This is a genomic window from Solidesulfovibrio magneticus RS-1, from assembly GCF_000010665.1.
Classification (GTDB): domain Bacteria; phylum Desulfobacterota; class Desulfovibrionia; order Desulfovibrionales; family Desulfovibrionaceae; genus Solidesulfovibrio; species Solidesulfovibrio magneticus.
In genome coordinates this window covers 106,353-123,369 of the sequence record NC_012796.1, presented here as the reverse complement: position 1 = coordinate 123,369, position 17,017 = coordinate 106,353, and the positions used below count along the sequence as shown (strand labels likewise).

16 protein-coding genes are annotated in these 17,017 nt (G+C 44.9%); 1 reads left to right on the top strand and 15 read right to left on the bottom strand.

Going from position 1 to position 17,017, the window contains the following annotated elements; genetic code table 11:
• Positions 1–876: 876 nt before the first annotated feature.
• Positions 877–1,896, top strand: coding sequence for an IS110 family transposase (locus DMR_RS00470; protein WP_012749707.1), 1,020 nt, complete (start codon positions 877–879; stop codon positions 1,894–1,896).
• Between the two features lie 833 nt (positions 1,897–2,729).
• On the opposite strand, the gene DMR_RS22210 is transcribed toward DMR_RS00470, so the two are convergent.
• The 15 genes from DMR_RS22210 to DMR_RS00440 form a co-directional block, all read right to left on the bottom strand.
• Entirely contained in the window at positions 2,730–3,977 is a 1,248-nt protein-coding gene (locus tag DMR_RS22210; protein ID WP_012749706.1) for an MBL fold metallo-hydrolase, read from the bottom strand.
• Complete coding sequence (locus DMR_RS24165; protein WP_012749705.1) at positions 3,965–4,597, bottom strand: hypothetical protein; 633 nt, start codon at positions 4,595–4,597, stop codon at positions 3,965–3,967. Before DMR_RS24165 ends, DMR_RS22210 begins: the two co-directional genes overlap by 13 nt.
• Before the next feature lie 97 nt (positions 4,598–4,694).
• Positions 4,695–4,958, bottom strand: a complete 264-nt coding sequence (locus DMR_RS24160; RefSeq protein ID WP_012749704.1) for a hypothetical protein — start codon at positions 4,956–4,958, stop codon at positions 4,695–4,697.
• A 47-nt stretch (positions 4,959–5,005) separates the two neighbouring features.
• Entirely contained in the window at positions 5,006–5,437 is a 432-nt protein-coding gene (locus DMR_RS24155) for a hypothetical protein (RefSeq protein WP_012749703.1), read from the bottom strand.
• Between the two features lie 200 nt (positions 5,438–5,637).
• Complete coding sequence (locus DMR_RS24840; protein WP_012749702.1) at positions 5,638–5,811, bottom strand: hypothetical protein; 174 nt, start codon at positions 5,809–5,811, stop codon at positions 5,638–5,640.
• A 186-nt stretch (positions 5,812–5,997) separates the two neighbouring features.
• A complete protein-coding gene (locus DMR_RS22850; protein ID WP_158304232.1) occupies positions 5,998–7,008 on the bottom strand; it encodes a helix-turn-helix transcriptional regulator in 1,011 nt (336 codons plus the stop codon).
• Between the two features lie 161 nt (positions 7,009–7,169).
• Positions 7,170–8,363 carry a tyrosine-type recombinase/integrase gene (locus tag DMR_RS00465; protein WP_043599764.1) on the bottom strand — a complete coding sequence of 398 codons (1,194 nt, stop codon included), beginning with the start codon at positions 8,361–8,363 and terminating at the stop codon, positions 7,170–7,172.
• Positions 8,364–8,454: 91 nt separating this feature from the next.
• Positions 8,455–9,012: a tyrosine-type recombinase/integrase gene (locus tag DMR_RS00460; protein WP_012749699.1), complete on the bottom strand. Its 558-nt coding sequence runs from the start codon at positions 9,010–9,012 to the stop codon at positions 8,455–8,457.
• Between the two features lie 331 nt (positions 9,013–9,343).
• A complete protein-coding gene (locus DMR_RS00455; protein ID WP_012749697.1) occupies positions 9,344–9,706 on the bottom strand; it encodes a hypothetical protein in 363 nt (120 codons plus the stop codon).
• A gap of 1,592 nt (positions 9,707–11,298) precedes the next feature.
• Positions 11,299–11,706 (bottom strand): hypothetical protein, encoded by a 408-nt coding sequence (locus tag DMR_RS24150; protein WP_012749694.1) that lies wholly within the window; start codon positions 11,704–11,706, stop codon positions 11,299–11,301.
• Between the two features lie 329 nt (positions 11,707–12,035).
• A complete protein-coding gene (locus DMR_RS22835) occupies positions 12,036–13,949 on the bottom strand; it encodes a DUF927 domain-containing protein (protein ID WP_158304231.1) in 1,914 nt (637 codons plus the stop codon).
• 71 nt (positions 13,950–14,020) lie between these two features.
• Entirely contained in the window at positions 14,021–14,959 is a 939-nt protein-coding gene (locus DMR_RS24145; RefSeq protein WP_070098044.1) for an SPL family radical SAM protein, read from the bottom strand.
• Between the two features lie 534 nt (positions 14,960–15,493).
• Positions 15,494–15,883 carry a DUF6573 family protein gene (locus DMR_RS00450; protein ID WP_012749691.1) on the bottom strand — a complete coding sequence of 130 codons (390 nt, stop codon included), beginning with the start codon at positions 15,881–15,883 and terminating at the stop codon, positions 15,494–15,496.
• A complete protein-coding gene (locus DMR_RS00445; RefSeq protein ID WP_012749690.1) occupies positions 15,873–16,097 on the bottom strand; it encodes a hypothetical protein in 225 nt (74 codons plus the stop codon). Before DMR_RS00445 ends, DMR_RS00450 begins: the two co-directional genes overlap by 11 nt.
• A 404-nt stretch (positions 16,098–16,501) precedes the next feature.
• A complete protein-coding gene (locus DMR_RS00440) occupies positions 16,502–16,909 on the bottom strand; it encodes a MucR family transcriptional regulator (RefSeq protein WP_012749688.1) in 408 nt (135 codons plus the stop codon).
• Positions 16,910–17,017: the final 108 nt, after the last annotated feature.

The window sequence follows — 17,017 nt, the reverse complement described above, 5'->3', positions numbered from 1 at the left end:
TAAGAAGGGGCACCGGCCTAAAGCCGCCGGTGCCCACCCACCCTGTTGCTGCAAATATAGAGCATCTCATCTAAGGCCAGCAGTCTATCATGTGAGCCTATTATTAATGATAGTTGTTGCATCTTTTGCGCTGATGGTGCCATTCGCTCTGGCAACAGAATCTGAAGATGAGCTTGCAAAAAAGGCCCAGAACCTGGTTGCCCGTCTTGTCAACGTTCCGTTACAGTCCAATTGGGATTTCAAAATGAGATTCGCCTATCCGAGGGCTGGGCCGGGGAGACCAATCCCCCCAGTCCCAGGGGAACGGCCCAGGAAGGGTCTTGTTGACCGCCCGCGATTCCAGGGGGTGTCCGGGCCGGCGGCCGGGTGTGGTTGTGGACGGGGCAGGCCCAGGAGGACCAAAAGGGACGGGTAGAAACCGTGCCCCCTATGACTCATTCGGCCTGTTCCTAAGACTTTTCCTGCATCAGGATCAGTCTTCGATGCCGGCGGCGAGGTACTCAAACCAGAGATTTCGCATCCGATTTTTTCAGCGGCTATATTTGCAATGTCACCTTTGTCATCACAAAATAAGTTGCATAGATTCAGATGGTTGCCTGCAAATTGGCGGCGCATAGGGTGACATTTGGTCCAGTGGGCGACACGGGGCAGGACCAGGAAGACCAACCGCCCCCGGCAAAATCCCAACCCATGCGACTCCATTGGCCAGTTCCTGCGGCACTTTCTCAGGCAGGGTCAGTCAAACCACCGCCGGCGAAAAATGGGGCAAGAAAATTTTCAGGGGATGCACCCCAAATAATGGTATGGACCGCGCCCCCTTATACCCCCTAGTCTCGGCTGACTTCACTCAAACGAGACAGGAAAGGAGGCGGGCCCATGGCAATTATTACCACTGTTGGTCTTGATCTGGCAAAGCGGTATTTCCAGGTGCATGGCGTGGACAAGCAGGGCAAAGTCGTTCTCAAGAAACAGCTTTCTCGGGAGGGAGTGCTCTCCTTCTTCGTCAACCTTCCGCCTTGCCTTGTGGGGATGGAAGCCTGCGGGGGCTCACACTACTGGGCCAGGGAGATCGGGAAGTTCGGTCACACGGTCAGGCAGATAAGCCCTCAGTTCGTGAAGCCCTACGTCAAGTCGAACAAGAACGACGCCAATGATGCCGAAGCAATCTGCGAGGCTGTCAGTCGTCCCAGCATGCGCTTCGTCACAACCAAGAGCATTGAGCAGCAGGATATCCAGGCCTTACACCGTATCCGAGATCGGTTGGTAGGCAACAGAACGGCCCTGGCCAATCAAACGAGGGGCCTGCTCCTTGAGTTGGGAATCGCCATGCCGCAGGGAATACGGCATCTGCGAACGATGTTGCCCATAATCATTGAAGATATGGATAACAACCAGACCCTCCTTGAGAAGGACTATTTATCCGACCTTTACTCCGAATTGGTCGAACTTGATGCGAAGGTCGCTGCCTACGACGCCAAACTCGCCGCCATCTGCAAGCAGTCCGCAGAGTGCATGAGGTTGTTGAAGGTTCCCGGCATAGGTCCTCTTTCCGCCACGGCAATTGTGGCGGCGGTGGGCCAGGCTAAGGAATTTAAGAACGGACGGGAGTTTTCTGCCTGGCTGGGCTTGGTGCCTCGACAAAACTCTTCGGGGGGCAAAACAAAGCTTCAAGGCATCAGCAAAAGGGGTGACATCTACCTGCGGACTCTGCTGATCCATGGAGCCAGGGCTGTGGCCTACCGAGGTAGTAGCGGGAACGATGCCAGGAGCCAATGGCTAAGAGCCATCTGCGACAGGCGGGGCATGAATCGGGCAGTCGTGGCCCGGGCCAACAAGACCGCCCGAATAGTCTGGGCTGTGCTGGCCAAGGGGGAGGCCTATAAGGAGGCAGCATGATGAACAGCCTCAAGCCTTGGCGAAAAAGTGAGGCGATGGTTGTGGCGTCGGCAGGGTAACTGTTCAGAATTTCCTACCCATTGGATGCGACAAGAGATGATTGATGGCACGACAGGTCGAACCGGCTTGCGAAAAACCTGATTTGGACAAAGGCCATCGAAGGCCGATGAAATGATGAGGAGCGCAAGCGCGGATTTCCATCGGGGCAGCGGGCCATGCCCGACATGCCGGATACATGGCTGCATTCAACCTGGAAGGCGTCAGAAATCTCTTGCCATCGGGGTGCGGTCCATACATGTCCAAACGTCCAAATCGAGACAGGAAATTTGGGGGACTGCTGGAATTTTTTCCAGGTAACCTGTTGAAAATTTTCAAGAGGTCGCCCCCGGGGGTGGGGAGGGAAGCGAGCCAGCCGGCCGGGGACCGGGCTGTCAGAGCCAACGGGAGCGTTGGCGGTGAGTTGGCACGGGGCCAAAGAAAAAGGGGTCACCGATTTCTCGGTAACCCCTTGGCATGCTTCGTGGTGGAGCTGGAGGGAATCGAACCCACGACCTCTTGAATGCCATGCCAGCAGCCCATTGAAATTATTGACTTTTTTTAAAAAATTTCAGGGGAGCCACAGAGCCTTTGTTGGCTCCTGCCAACAGTCACCAGTAGGTCTGTGGCGCGCCAGCCAACGGACAGCCAACAGGCTGCCAACGGTCATGTTGGCGCATCTGTGGCTCGCCTGCCAACGATTATGATGGCTGTCCCCTCATTTTGCTTTGATAAACTAACTTTGATTTTTACAAACAACCCATCACTACTAATTACAAAATTCAATCAGGTTTATCTTAAATATATGAATACTGACCGTCAGCCAATCTAAGAATGGGAGGAAACCCACTGGCCTCGCTATCCCACGCAAGACCATGAATAGGGATCAAGACCCTTGGATTCATCACTTGAGCAAACTTTTGCAGATCATCAGTTGAAGCGTGACCACTGGTATGAATATGATACGGCTGACTTTGTCCAGAATCGAACCAGGACTTAACTTTTTGACCATCATCCTTCGACAAATAACCACTCCACATAGACCAGCACCATGAATCTTCTTGCGTGGGCATTACGCCTTTGAATTCATAATCACGGATGAGAGATGGTCGTGTCATTATCACCCATTTGGACGGCGTTGCAGCGAGTTTATCCGCAGCGATACCGAACTTTGCCATTCTTGCGACGAAATCTTCGCGTCCGGCGTTACGATATACGCGGGCAAAGGAGCTAGTCACTACCACCTTAAGATTTCGCCATCCTGGCCTTGGCAAACGCCCAAACTTCGCCAATACTTCCAGAACCTCTGCAGTGTAAAGATCAATTACAAGCACTCTATTTGACTGTAGACATGCACGATAAAGGGTAACAGTACGATCAATATTCTGCGCCGACCAGGACACGAATACTCGTCCCTTTGTGTTTCGAAAAAGATCCACAAAGCGGTTCTCTAATTCGACCTCGGAGCAACTGGGTTTATCGCTGCCTAGGTTTGTCCCCTCCATAATCAAAGCATCAAGATTTTCTGGTGGATTAGCCATAATGTCACGAACTAGTTTCCCTTTACGCCCATGCATTCTAAAGTCACCCGAATAAAGGAGACGCTTTCCATGCGCTTCAATGAGCAGCATATAGGCATCAAAAGCTGAATGATCTATCAGATAAGGAGTGATCGTAAACGGACCAATCGCGAATGGGACTCCACTTTTCCATGAGTTGAAATGTTGGGGGGGCGTAACTCCAAATATACGGCCTGTCAGTTTGACCAACTTCTCACAAGCAGCCCCAGCATAAACAGGCCAGGCAGCAGGCAAAACTCCTAACAACCCGTAATGGTCTTGATGAGGATGCGAGAGCAGAAGGCCTTCGACTGACGCTGACGTATCCAGCGTAGTTGGCACGAGACCTTCTGTCACCCCCACAGGGGCATCCAAAGGGCGTCCGGCATCAAGGAGAAGACTTTGTCCAGTAGAAGATGTCAGTTCTATACAATTACCACCGATTTCATGGGCTGCACGGTGGATAACAAGTTTTAGTGTACACACGCATCAAACTCCGGGCCGATCACATCTCCAAAATCAGATATTTTAATCATTTGAAAGGACACAGGCCAATCAATCTTAGTAGTAGCGCTGTTAAGTAAATCGAGAATTATCCCGCCACAAAGAAGTGGATGAAACTCCGGGGCCAAAAAGCAAGCTTTAACACTTTTGCAATTCATTATAGCCCTTCTTACGCCACCAGAGAAACGAAGCGAAGGCCCATCTGGCATCATGATTCTCTCCCGAAGCACATCACGGATTAAAAAAGCATAAAAAAACAATTCTGAAACGACTCCCATCTTGTTATTTTGGCGTTGCTTGAGTTCGAATATCCAGAACTGTCGTTCTAAATCAGTTCCGAAAAGATCTATAGCACTCTTTCTACCACAGAATACTCTGCTTTCATCGCTGACAGTTCCATCAAAAAGACCAACCGGGAGTTGCCGCTCTAAATGTTCCAACTTAAATTGTTTTTTAAATTTATCTGAACGTACAATCAGCCACTCAAGCGCCGCTTCGGAATTGTCGTTAGGCGCAGCTTGAGAAGATTTACTACCAGCAATATTAAGAACCAATTTGTCGGACTTAAGGAATAAAGCTTCGGATATAGCCGCATCAGGCATTACACTAAACCAATCGTGAAACATATTCTTGAAATGATGCAGGCGATAAAGAAAACGTCGATAATGACATTCCTTGCTGTCGCTGCCATTACCGCCCTCAGGGGGGGGGGGGGGATTCCCAATCAATTGCTACATTTTTTACACCACACCAAGATTTCAAGACCAAAGCCCATGCTTCAAACGCGGCCGAATCACCTTGCATATTTGCAGTTACAGCCTCACGAGACAACCAAATCCTCACATTATCAATGTCACCTTCAATTTTTATATCCCGCCCTGCGGGGAAACGGACTTTACTGTCTATTCCAGTTGCATCCTTAAACCTGCCCTTAAGAAAAGCACTCCAATCTATAGTGGCCATAAAAAACTCCTTTGTTAAATAACATGCCAACAAAAAGCGCAGAAAAACTAACCGCCTAATCGACGAACAATCTCGTATGGATCTGCTGAAAACAATGCATTTTCACACTCTACAGTGCAATAGACCCCGGCATGATATCCGTAAAATTTATTCAATTTAATATACATTGAGCAAGAGCAAATCTCACAGTTGCCAAAGTAAGCCCAAGAATAATGAAATGACGACGATTCCAATTCTGGATTTTGAGAAACCATCTTGTCAAGCTTAAATCGACAAATATCAACAACCGTTGCTTGCCCTTCCCCGCCAGCAATCACACATTGAGCGCTCCCTAAAAACAAAAGTTTTTTGAAGTGTGCCAAACAAGAAATATCTTCAACATCAATATCTACACTTTCTAAATTATCTGACATCTCAAATCGATCAACACGCATTTTCTCTACATGTCCGCAAGATTCGCATTGCACTTCAAAATCCACACCCTACTCCTGGCTGACCATATACCCCTTTACAATACGAGAACACCATCACCATGACAGCTCGACAAATACAAAAATCAGCAACAGCAATACATATTCATTCTAAAAAAGAAACCGACTCGACTAAAACAATGACCCCGTTTTCTTATTCCGTATCGAAAATTAAATAACGTCGAGATCAGTTGAAAGTATTGCCATATTCATGAATTTCTTTTTCGAATATCACTAGAAGAGTTGTTGTCCCCAAAGAATTCTTGAGAAATCTCATCTCCAGTACAAATTTGTTTAGCATCTTCAGCGCTCTCCGGAAGGCCGAAGAGTTTATTTAGTTTTACGACAGTCTCATCGTCCAGAGAATTGTTTTTTCTAGTCATTGAGCAGTCCTTTTGGGTTGCAGTTATATTTCTTTAAACCTTACCTTAAATTAAAAAACTTTTTGGTTGTATTTGAATTCTACACCACCCTCTCGAAATATCGGGCAAAAAAACAGGCATAACACCCAAAACAACTGCGCTACTCGCAATTTTAAAATAACAGAGCAAAACCCAAAATGTCACTAACTAGCTAGACGAAAACCCATACTTTTCTAAAGACTTTAATAAACGATTCCTGACCATAGTTCTCAAATGCGCCGGCTCAACAACTTCAGTCTTATCCCCAAAGCTTAAAATCCAAGCAACAACCTCTTCTAAACTATTCGCAGTTAAACTCATTTCGACACCACCTGTCGGCAAAAATTTAAAGGTTTGATCACTGCTCCAAGTTCTTTCAGTGACATAATTTGATACCGATTTATCGAAAACTAATGTCACTTTTTCGCTTGCAGACTTAATAAGACCAAAGTTTTCATTGTCTTTGCCGGGCATATCCTTAAAAGAGTGTTTTTCTAGAGTCGGATTAACGCTCTCAATTCTTTGCACAGACAAAACCATAGACTGCAAATTATTACAATCAGCTTCTCTCTTGATTCGCCAATTTTCGACATACATAGCATTGTTATATGTCAGCAGCCTCATCGGTGCTACAAGAAAAATCTTTGGCGATGGTGACGATAGACTTCTGTAATTAACTTCACATAATATTTTTTTAGAAATAGATTGGATAAGAATTTTAATTATTCCTTGAAATGGTGTATAGTCAATTGAGCCTCTCGCAAGAGATCTTCCCAGTGGTTGCATCGCCAATTGCTTTATACAGTCATCAGATATAAATTCCGCCGCTTGAGCCACTGTACTTTCGATGTCTTCTTTTAGCTCCGACGGCAAAACAGTTGCCGCAAAATCCTTGCACAATGACAATTGCTGTATTTGCTCACACATTATCATTACTTTTTTATTTTTCCGCAGTCTATTTATCTGGTACCATCGTTCTCGGCCTTCTTTGCCACGTTCAACTTGGTCAAAAAGTTCTATCTCGCTTATTAACCGATCTATTGTCGTTTTAGAGCATTGAAGACGCTCTGCGAGAGTCGTTAACGTGTATTTTCTGCCACTAAACAGAAGCAAAGAGTACAATTCAAGCATCTTGCGTGAACTTGAAGCATCTGGGTTCAATCTAGACGGCATTTTCATCCTTCCACCAGATTGGTCACACATGGGCTTATACCAGCTATGATCCCACGGTACGGAATTTTCCCAGGACAAAAAAATTTATTCACTGCCGACCATAATCATTCAACTGTCTAGAATAATATAAAAAAGAGAGGCCCCGAAGAGCCTCTCGCCAGATATTTTTAAACTCTAGCAAGGCTGGGCAATTTTCCAACCGCCTTTTCCTTCTCGCCTTCAAGGTAATGGTAGTACACGTCGGCGGTCATCTTCACGGTCGAGTGCCCCATGAGCTTCGACACCGCCGCCAAATCAGCGCCATTGGCAAGCATGGTTGTCGCGAAGAGGTGACGCAGGTCATACATCCGCACATCCACGGTGATTCCAGCCTTTTCACACGCCGTATTGAAGCTCCGCCGAATCGTCGTCAGCGGCTTCCCTTCATATTCGACGATGAACCCGGACTGGCTCTGATCCCGCATCTCCCGCAGACGAATCAGGAACGACTCCGTCACCGGCACAGTCCGAAAGGTCTTCGTCTTGGTCGCGTAAATACGCACGGTCCCGGCATCGAAGTCAACGTGTTCCCAGCGAAGGGCGAAGAGCTCCGACGGGCCGGGGCGAGTTCCCAGGTTGAAGCAGACCTCCATGGCCCACCGAATATGCGATTCTGCATGGTCCATAATTCGCTTGAGGTCGTCAATGCCAATCTGGACATCCCGGGGCTGCTCCTTGGCCTTTTTTCTCCCCTTCATCGGACTTTTGGAAATGAGTTCCATTTCCATCCCGAAGTTGAAGATCGCGTCGACATAGTCACAGTAGCGATTCACGCTGGCCTGAGACCGGGGCTTGCCAGTCTGCTGGCTGACCCCTTGCATCTGACGGATGAACGGGACAATGTCCTTCAGGTAGGTCATCCCGGCCACCGGGGTATCCTTGCCCAGAATGTCGAAGAACATGCGTTTGAGCAAGTTTTCCAAACTGGCAATGTGCTTCTCGGTCCGCCCCGACACTCGTAAGTGGTCAAGATACATCATCGAAAGCTGTCCAAATGTAAGTCCCTTGGATGGAGCGGCGGCCGGAGACACCGAAACAACCGGCGCGGCCAACGGAGCCACTGGCGCAACGTTCGCCTCAACTGCTCCCACTGGAGCCACCGCCGCCGTCTCGGCCTGGCTCTGGACAACTCCCGGGACGCCAACCGTTACGATCTCAACCTCAAGAGCTGGCCTCCCCTTTTCTTTGGCCTGCATGATCGCCAAGTCAAAGGCTTCAGCCCGAAGGCGAGCATCGTCGCCCCGGCCGAAGGATTTATCGTGCCGTTTGCCGTTTTCATTCCAATAAACCATAAACCGTCCATCACGTTGATAAACGCCCATAAGAACTCCTTTTAGAAAATTGAAAACTCGTAACGTCAACATTTTGTCGACATACAAATAAAAGGGGTAGAACACCCCTTTTGGAAGAGAGTTAAATTGTATTAAGCAATATTTCTTCAACTTCCTCCTCTTGCACTCCAAGGTACCTTCGCGTTATCGAAGGGCTACTGTGGTTCAATCGCTTGGCTAAGACTTCCCAGCTTACTCCAAATGTTTTACGCTGGTGATAGCACCAGGTTTTTCGAAGGGTATGCGCCCCATAGTTTCCTGAAAGATTTACCGCATCACACCACCGCTGCACCATTTGCGTAACTGCATATGTCGTTAATGGATAATTTTTCCCTTTCCTGCTTTTGTACAGGAAGTGATTATCGACTAGTTCGATTGACGTAAAATGATCTTGAAGAGCAGCAAATATTTCTTTGTTCATAATGAACACGTTTTCTTTGCCAGTTTTCTTTTCTTTGACAGCAATTCGGTCGCCGATTTTACAGGATTTAACGTCGCTGATCTTCAACGACAGAATGTCCTGTACCCTGAGTCCAGAGTTGATCCCCATGATGAAAAGTAATCGATCACGAGGATTGTTACTCAAAAGTTTCTTGATGCTTTTGATGTTTTTCAAATCAATGATCGGTTCGACTTTCATGGCGAACTTCCTCCAATGTTCGATTTCATTTGCAAGGCTAGTAAAACCATACATTCAAAACAGGGGCATGGCACGACGGCCTAAGGCCAACGGCTTGATCTTGTTGGAATCCAAAGACTTTCTCTGGCCTCCAGCCCCAATGTACGTTTCTACGACAAATCGTACATTGGCTTATGATAGTATATCTGTATTTTCTTGCTCAAAATTGCTTAAGAAGCATCAAAACCTAGCTGAATGATTGACTCCTGAAAGTCGCCATCAACATTCGCATAAAAGATGAAACAAAGAATAATGCCACGCAATTGCTTGCATGGCACTATCCAACAAGGCGTCAATGCTCGATCTTGGTCAGAACGATAGAACCGTTCTCCACCATAACCGTGAACTCGTCACCTTCAACCAGTTGAAGTTCTTCTAGTCCAAGGTTTTTAAGATAGAGTTTGATTTCGTTGTTCTTGTTAACCTTGGGTCTGGTAGAGCTTTTAACGTACATTCCCTTTACTTCGTAAAAGTTGCGATCATCGCTCATCAACTTCAAGACGTACTGCTTAAGCGTTTGCTTGTGGGTAATCCCTAGCTTTTCCATGATTTCGCTGGCAGAGTTATTGTTCTTGATGCACTCTCGAAGCAACGTTGGATTGTATTTCGACTCAAGCTTCATTCCCTTGGCAGGTTGATCTTCCTTCTTCGACATAACAAATCTCCTTGTTGGTTTTGTATAAGTAAATATCTGTCGGTCGCTCTTGAAACGACAATAAGGAAATAAAGTGAATTAACAGAAAAATTTCTTGTTTACTCAAAAGTTCTCATAAAACACACCAAGTAAGCGATTTACCGTGTATTTTAATTCATAAATGTTGGTCCTGATCATGTCGGAAACGTGGATTGGCCGTAGGACGCGAATCCTGGCGTTTTTGGGGTCGACGGGAACCTGAGCATGGGTTCGGCCCCGAAAACCCCAGGAAGGGGCAATTTGGAGGGGGGCTTTTTTGAGGGTGTCCAGAAAAGTGGAGGACAACAGTAGGTAAACAAGCAAACGACACCGCGCCGTTCGATACTCCGTAATCCCAAGATAATTGAACAAAAAGAAGCTTATCCTCGTTAAAGGACAAGCTTCGCTAGCATTTTCGGCCGACCCAAGGCATCAACTTCTCATTGACACCCAGAATCAGCCCCAAGATCGAAAGAATTATCGCTAATTCAAGCTTCTTGATCTTTCTGTACGTTCGGTTTTCCCGAATACAGCTAGATGAGATGATGCAGCGCTAGGCAAATTGTTGTTTTTATATGGTAATTGTAAAATTTTTACACTTTTTATTGAATCTTACGATATGTCTTGACTTTATACTATCTTTTTGAACAGATTTTCAATTGTTTACTGCATCATCTCATGGTTCCTTACGAACCGCAGCCACCCATTGGCACAAAGATTCCTTGTCTTTTATGTACTTATGGGCTTCCCGTGGTCAAATCGGTGTCCGTCTTTTCAACATCCCGAGCATAATCGCTTCAATGTGCTAAAATGAATTATTCATTAGATTTCGAACGGCCATGGTTCTCATCCTGCACATTGGCCACCACTGCTTCATCCCTAAGGATTTCGGGCTACTGAATCGTCTCAACCACTCATTTGTTTTGATTGCTCAATAGCAAACTGGTTCATCTCATGGATTTTGATTCAAAAGGAAGTGATCATCTTCTTTTTCATGAGACTCTTTGTTTTTTGACTTTTTGGTAGCCAGGACATTTAGACCTGACTTCCTGGACGCCGATGCTTCACGGCTCCCATGACCAAATTTAATTTTTCTGATCGAAAGATTGTAATCAATACATATCTTGTAGATACAAAGTGTATAATTTTTAATATCTATCAAGATATAAGGATAAAAACAGCTAAAACTCTTCCTATTTTTCAGATGGCGAACACTCGATTCGTTGCTGAGCAATCGGGAGATGGAGCGGTGTGCAATGAAGATCATTGCTGCTTGGTATAATCTATATTTTCTTGATCTTTTAGCTAAACAAGTATGTTTTCGTTTGGTTCGGCAGATCAGAACAAAACTTTACAGATATAACATGGGATAGAATGCAGCACTGCATTACGATAATTTTGTCATGACGGAGCGGTAGTCATGAATACCAATCTGTCGCCTTCATGGGGTCCATGAAGTATGCCCCTCCGGTGGAGGGGCTTTTTTAAGCATCATTCTGGCCGAGAAAAGAAAAGGGGGAAGCAATAGAAGCCTCCCCCAAGGTGTTTACCGCAAAAATATAAAGACAGATCAATTAGCCAGTATAATCATCAATTTCAGGTTCATTTTGTAGCTCCGTCTTTGGCTCAAAGTTGTCACATTGCGTGTCAGTGGAAGTTAATTTTTTATTAGTAAAACCACATACTAAATCGTCGCTAGGAGTATAATTTCCATTGTTTTCAAGGTAATTGCATTTGAAACAATCAACTGAGTTAATTGACGAAGTCATTTCGATGTCGTGTCCAGGATTAATATTTTCAATAGAATCAACTTCTATTTTTTCACTGACGGTTATATTTTTAGTAGATGATTTTAAATCATTTTGAGGAATAGATGTTAAATGAGATGTTTTTCCAGAAGTATCCAGATCAATTTGTTTTGAAATCAAATTGAAGTTACTCTCTGGCAAATTGTAAAGTCGAAGGATCTTTTCATAGTACATGACTGTGCCTACCTTGCCCCAGGGGAATACTAAAAACCATTTTTAGTATTTTCACCAGGGGTTTTAGTTTTTTATAATAAAATCAATTAGATAGATTTAATACAAATTACTAACTTTTTTGACACCCCTCCCCCTTTTTTTTATATATATGAAGGAGAAGGATATTATATTATATATTAAAATTAAATTTAGTATTTTAGTATTTATTGTGTAAATATATAAAATAAATAAAGAATTTAATACTAAAATGGTTAGTACTGGAGTTAGTATTTTAGTACTCCGACACCACTATGATTAAATTTTAACTAGGATTAATAATCACCACTTCATCATGCAAAGTCAATCTCATTAGGACTGAAAGCCGACTTCTTGATACAGTACAAGTTCTTTTTGAAAGTTCCAGTTGCACCGCCACTAATAACAACTTGTTTCTGGCTTCCTTTCGAACTATTATTAACATCTATCAACTTTTTAGCTAGTAGTGTTCTTAAGACTTCTGACTTATTAAGCTGATTTTCTTTGACAAGTGTCTTGAATAGTTCTGAGCTGATCCCGATGAAATTCCAGTCAGAGCCATCATGGTCTGAATAGATCTCAATATCTCTTGATGCTACCTGTTGGTTTCTTTCTACTTTAAACTTTGTCAATAATTTGCTAGTATCGTCTGCTATGTAGTCAGACAAGATCTGGATAAATCTCGAACCATTATCTTCCAATACCGCTTCTTGATGTGCAAGTTCATTTATGGTGCCAATCAGCGATTTCAAATCGATATCTCTGCGTAGCTCTGGCAAAGCTGCATGAATCAAAGGAATTGCTGTTGCAATAGCTGCAACACTTTCACTGACGCGACATTGTACGGCGTTTACATTTTCTTTGCTTGCTAGTTCAAAGCAAACTTCTTTATAAGCTTCTGCCCAACATGGCCAATCAGATTTATGATTCATAATAAAACTTACAAGTCGTCTAGCAACATGGCCGTAATTGTTTCGAAAAATAGTTTTCAAATTTGAAATATAGCTACGAATTTCTGGAGATTGCTTTTTGAAAGGGTAACCCCAGAGGGAAATGATTCTTCCTCTTGAGCCACCATCGCTTGTCAAGTCTATCGATGGAGACTCACCAGAAGACATCACAATTGTACTATAAGAGGCGTTTGCGTCTGTACCTGACAAAGTTCCCCTGGATTTACCTATGCCAGTAGAAATCATGTAAATCGTCTGTACAACAAGGGGTGTGCACGATTTTCCACACTTGTCATATCCTGGAGCGTTTTTTGTGTCATCTAAAATAATGGGGATGCCATTGACAGACTGTAATATCCTTTCAATGGCTGTGCTTGTACTTTTCCACGTTCTAAAAAAGCCACCTGAACTTTCATGGGGATCTCCCCAGTTTGACGCAGCGATTTCAAGAGCAGCTGTCTTTCCAGTAGAAGTAGGGGCTGATATTTCATACATAAAATTTTTACAGTCAAATATTTTCAAGAACGGAGCCGTTATGGATGCGTAGAATGTAAAAAGAACTATTGGAAACGCAAAAATCGTATTTATACCCTCAACACATTTTTCATATGTTCCTTTCGTGTGAAAGCTGTGGGCAAGTTGTCGTTCTCCAGCGTCTACAGCCCGGAACCTGTACGGCCTTGAGACTTGAGGCTCATAGTGATCAAATATCTCATTGAGATCAATCTCTGAGGTAGGAACGATGCAATCATTCCCGAGCAAAAAACAATGCTCTTCTTTATTCCAACCCATCTGGGAAGTGTTGATTGTCACAGGAATATGTTGAGCATTTATTTTTTCATACCACCGGAGATATGAAGTTATTTCTTTTGCAGAATCAGAAGTTATTGGAAATCCATAGTCTGCTAAATCAACAATCTTTGTGTGCTTGCAAATATAGCTACGGTCAACTTCGATGAATTTCCATTGATCATCGCGCACCCAGGCCAACTCAACTGTCTCTTTTTGGGACACGAGATCGATGCCTCTTTTGGATATGAACAGAGGGCATGGAGAAATGAAGTCAGCTTTGTCTGTTTTGATGTCAATTCTCCTGATTAGAGATTTTCCTGAAGAAAAGACGACTGTGATGGGTAAGGTGCAGTGAATTGATACAGGTGCATCTGGAAGAACGGACCTAATGTTTACTGACGTTATTTTTTTCTTTTGGCTGTCACTCTCTAACTGACCATCGATGTCCGATGAAAACTTAGTAGCTTCATTTGATTGCATGATCATTGTTGTCTCCATAGAAATAGAAAGAGCCACCTGGGGGCAACCAAGTGGCTCTTTCGACTAAATGTTAAATACTATTTTAACCAAATCACAGCCTGGTCGTCGACACGATAGCCGTCGCCGTTCGAATAAACCAATATTTTCAATTTATCGATGCAGTTCATCTCTTTTGCAATGTTAGTAGCCATGTTAATAAGATTTTCAACATAGTCCATATGTAAAGTAGAATTTCTAATTATATCAAAATGAGCAGCAATATTTGAATGATTGTTTTTGTCCAAGATTTCCATGCATCTAGTAATTCCAGGTCCACGAGGATTCAGCGGTTCAGTCCAAATGGCTTCAGGATCACATTCTAAAACAGCAGAAAGCATTTGTTTGTAGCTTTCAGGATCATTCCCAATCCCAGGAAGAACAGGACAAATCATTCCAAAGGTTTTAATCCCCAGGGAGTGGGCTTTTTTCATAGCGTCAATACGTTCAGACATTAAGGATGCATTGGGTTCAATCAACTTTATAATATTCTCTTTAGATATTGGACTTGTGATGCTCAATCCGATACGAATGCGATCTCCAAATTGCTTTATAATGTCGAAATCATTTTGAACGGCGGCATTCTTTGTGAGTACTCTAACTTTGCACTTTGAATTAATGAGGACTTGTTCTAGTATTTTTCTTCCAAGATTATGCTTCTGTGCTTCTGGCGACCAGCAGTCAGTTATCGTACTGATCATTACCATATCATTTTCGGTAAGACTCCCGATCTGTCTACCGACACGAATAGCTGTCCATGGGTCAACTACAGAGCCACCTTCTGCAAAGTATTGAAAAGAAGAAATTCCCATGTCTCGAAATAGTGCATGGGTTCGAAGTAAAGAAGGCGTGGAGCAATATGCACAACCATGTCCACAGATTAACCCTCCATTGATAGCGTGTGTTGCTAGCTGTTTTTTGTTGAATTCTTCTGATTTTGTGACGCCGACACTTCGTTGAAACTCTTGCACTTTACCCATAATCACCCTGCTTTGTTATTTTTGTTTGTTTAAGAACGTTGCCATACGACAGGGAATTAACACGAAATATTTTGATTCACATTTTGTAATATCTATAATGTTGTGTTCCTCTAGTGATGGTCAATACTGAGGACGAATAACGATGTCTGCTCCGCGTCAAATCCGGGAACGACAGACCTATCCCAGGACGATTCGACTTCGACGGATACAAAGAACGCAAACTTTTTGGGCGGGTTTTATTCGATAAGACCAAGTGGCGGTGATACTGGAGTTAAGATCAACATAACGGCGTTTAAATATAACAACCGAAACTTGTCTTCATTGTCTTCAATAAGTTTTTATTAATCTTTATATCTGATCACATGAGACTTTCTCTCAGACGTTTATCAAATCAATGTCTGACAGGATGACATACATTCGAATAACCAATCAAAAGCTATTGTATTTACTCAAATCGAAATGCAGCAATTTCATCTTAAATACGTATGAAATAAGTGCATGACATTTCGAATAGAACAGATCGATTCAAACAAATTAATCGTCACCAGGCATCATGATCGTCAAAACCGGGGCCGGCGTGTCACCAGGGCCAATGTGGGCGATGATGTCGACCGTCTCTGTCTTTCCTGGGGCCATAAGAAAGTCGACCTTGAAATAGACCCGGTCGGTTCCCTTGCTCGCCCTGGCGGCGAACAGCGCCAGCGTTAGGACGTCATGGAGTCTGCCGGCGGCGCTCTGACCAAAGCTCCCGTCCAGGCCGGCAGGCGGGACGACATAGCCGTGGTAGAGGGTGGCGGTGACGACGGTATGCACCTTGAACCCGACTCCCCTGGCCGCATCGGTGACGTCCACAAGGACGCCGTCAGCAATCGCCTGTGCCCTTGAATATTCGAACACGACGTTCCAGTCCTTATCAGGCGTCATTACTAGCCCCCTGTGATATTGAAGATAGTATCTCTTCCAGCTTGCTTCGAAAGTTTTCGCAAAGCACAAGACCGACCTCGCCATACGGACGAGTCACGTCTCCAGAAACTTCTGGTGATGACTTATCCATTATTTTGAAAATCTGCTCTATTGGACGAAATGCGTTGATGATCTCATCCTTAAGAGTAAGGCTGTCGAACTGTTGTTGCTTCATTTGATATCCTCCCATGTATACACCAGTGATTGATTTGGGGAAGGATACCCTGGGGCAAGGGGTCGGTCACGGGGGAAGAAAAGGGGACGGAGGGGGGCGGTGATGCCGATGCGAAAAAAACCGCAATGCTTCAGGTGGATACGGTGACTGTGTGAGATTTTAAGAGCTGTGAGCGAGCGAGATTTGGATCAGGAGACGCGGCCGATCCACCTCAGTGTTTCAGATCACGAGAAAGAGGGTGTCGGTAACCGGCGGGAAGGCAAGAAAAGGGCGCGGTCCAGCGACGACAACTACGGCGAAGGACATCAGCATGCCTCTTACGAAAAAGCCCCAGTACGGGGAGGCGCACCGGGGCTGAGGGGGAGCCGCATCAGGCGGGGCGGCATCGAATGGAAATAATAGGCCTATTCGGTCTTGGCTTTAGTTCTGCGTTCCCACAGCTTCATGTCTTTCATCTTGTTGCGGCGGTCCCGGGCCAGGGATTTGCAAGCAAGGGGCTGGGTTTTCTTGTAGCCATATTTTGCTTTGTACTCTTCAGTGGTGAGACCGTGGGTGGCAAGATGCTTCTTGGTGATGACCTTGAAGGACTTCCCGCACTCAAGGCATGTAATCGAAGCTTCTTTGATGGCCTTCTTCGGGTCCATGGCCGGAGCGGCGCTTTCGGCTTCGCTGGCGACCAGTTGGCCCGAGCTCACGGCGGCGATGCCGTTTGCCACGGACCTGACCATGCTGATGATCTCGTCTTCTGTCATGGGTCGCGCACTGGCCTGGGCTTTCACGATCTCAAGGGCGCTTTGAAGATAGTCGTCCATATTGTCCCTCTTGGCAGGTTGGTGGTAGATTCTGAGATATGCGATCTGTCGCCAAACAAGATCGCAACAAAATGGTTCCTGTCAAGATAAATTTATTGAATGAGCTGG

Excerpts from the sequence above, each read along its gene's own strand:
- DMR_RS24165 (WP_012749705.1), bottom strand. The coding sequence starts at position 4,597 with ATGCCTGATGCGGCTATATCCGAAGCTTTATTCCTTAAGTCCGACAAA.
- DMR_RS24840 (WP_012749702.1), bottom strand. The coding sequence starts at position 5,811 with ATGACTAGAAAAAACAATTCTCTGGACGATGAGACTGTCGTAAAACTA.
- DMR_RS24150 (WP_012749694.1), bottom strand. The coding sequence starts at position 11,706 with ATGTACTATGAAAAGATCCTTCGACTTTACAATTTGCCAGAGAGTAAC.
- DMR_RS00445 (WP_012749690.1), bottom strand. The coding sequence starts at position 16,097 with ATGAAGCAACAACAGTTCGACAGCCTTACTCTTAAGGATGAGATCATC.
- DMR_RS00455 (WP_012749697.1), bottom strand. The coding sequence starts at position 9,706 with ATGTCGAAGAAGGAAGATCAACCTGCCAAGGGAATGAAGCTTGAGTCG.
- DMR_RS24160 (WP_012749704.1), bottom strand. The coding sequence starts at position 4,958 with ATGGCCACTATAGATTGGAGTGCTTTTCTTAAGGGCAGGTTTAAGGAT.
- DMR_RS22835 (WP_158304231.1), bottom strand. The coding sequence starts at position 13,949 with ATGATCATGCAATCAAATGAAGCTACTAAGTTTTCATCGGACATCGAT.
- DMR_RS00460 (WP_012749699.1), bottom strand. The coding sequence starts at position 9,012 with ATGAAAGTCGAACCGATCATTGATTTGAAAAACATCAAAAGCATCAAG.
- DMR_RS00440 (WP_012749688.1), bottom strand. The coding sequence starts at position 16,909 with ATGGACGACTATCTTCAAAGCGCCCTTGAGATCGTGAAAGCCCAGGCC.
- DMR_RS00470 (WP_012749707.1), top strand. The coding sequence starts at position 877 with ATGGCAATTATTACCACTGTTGGTCTTGATCTGGCAAAGCGGTATTTC.
- DMR_RS24145 (WP_070098044.1), bottom strand. The coding sequence starts at position 14,959 with ATGGGTAAAGTGCAAGAGTTTCAACGAAGTGTCGGCGTCACAAAATCA.
- DMR_RS00465 (WP_043599764.1), bottom strand. The coding sequence starts at position 8,363 with ATGGGCGTTTATCAACGTGATGGACGGTTTATGGTTTATTGGAATGAA.
- DMR_RS00450 (WP_012749691.1), bottom strand. The coding sequence starts at position 15,883 with ATGACGCCTGATAAGGACTGGAACGTCGTGTTCGAATATTCAAGGGCA.
- DMR_RS22850 (WP_158304232.1), bottom strand. The coding sequence starts at position 7,008 with ATGAAAATGCCGTCTAGATTGAACCCAGATGCTTCAAGTTCACGCAAG.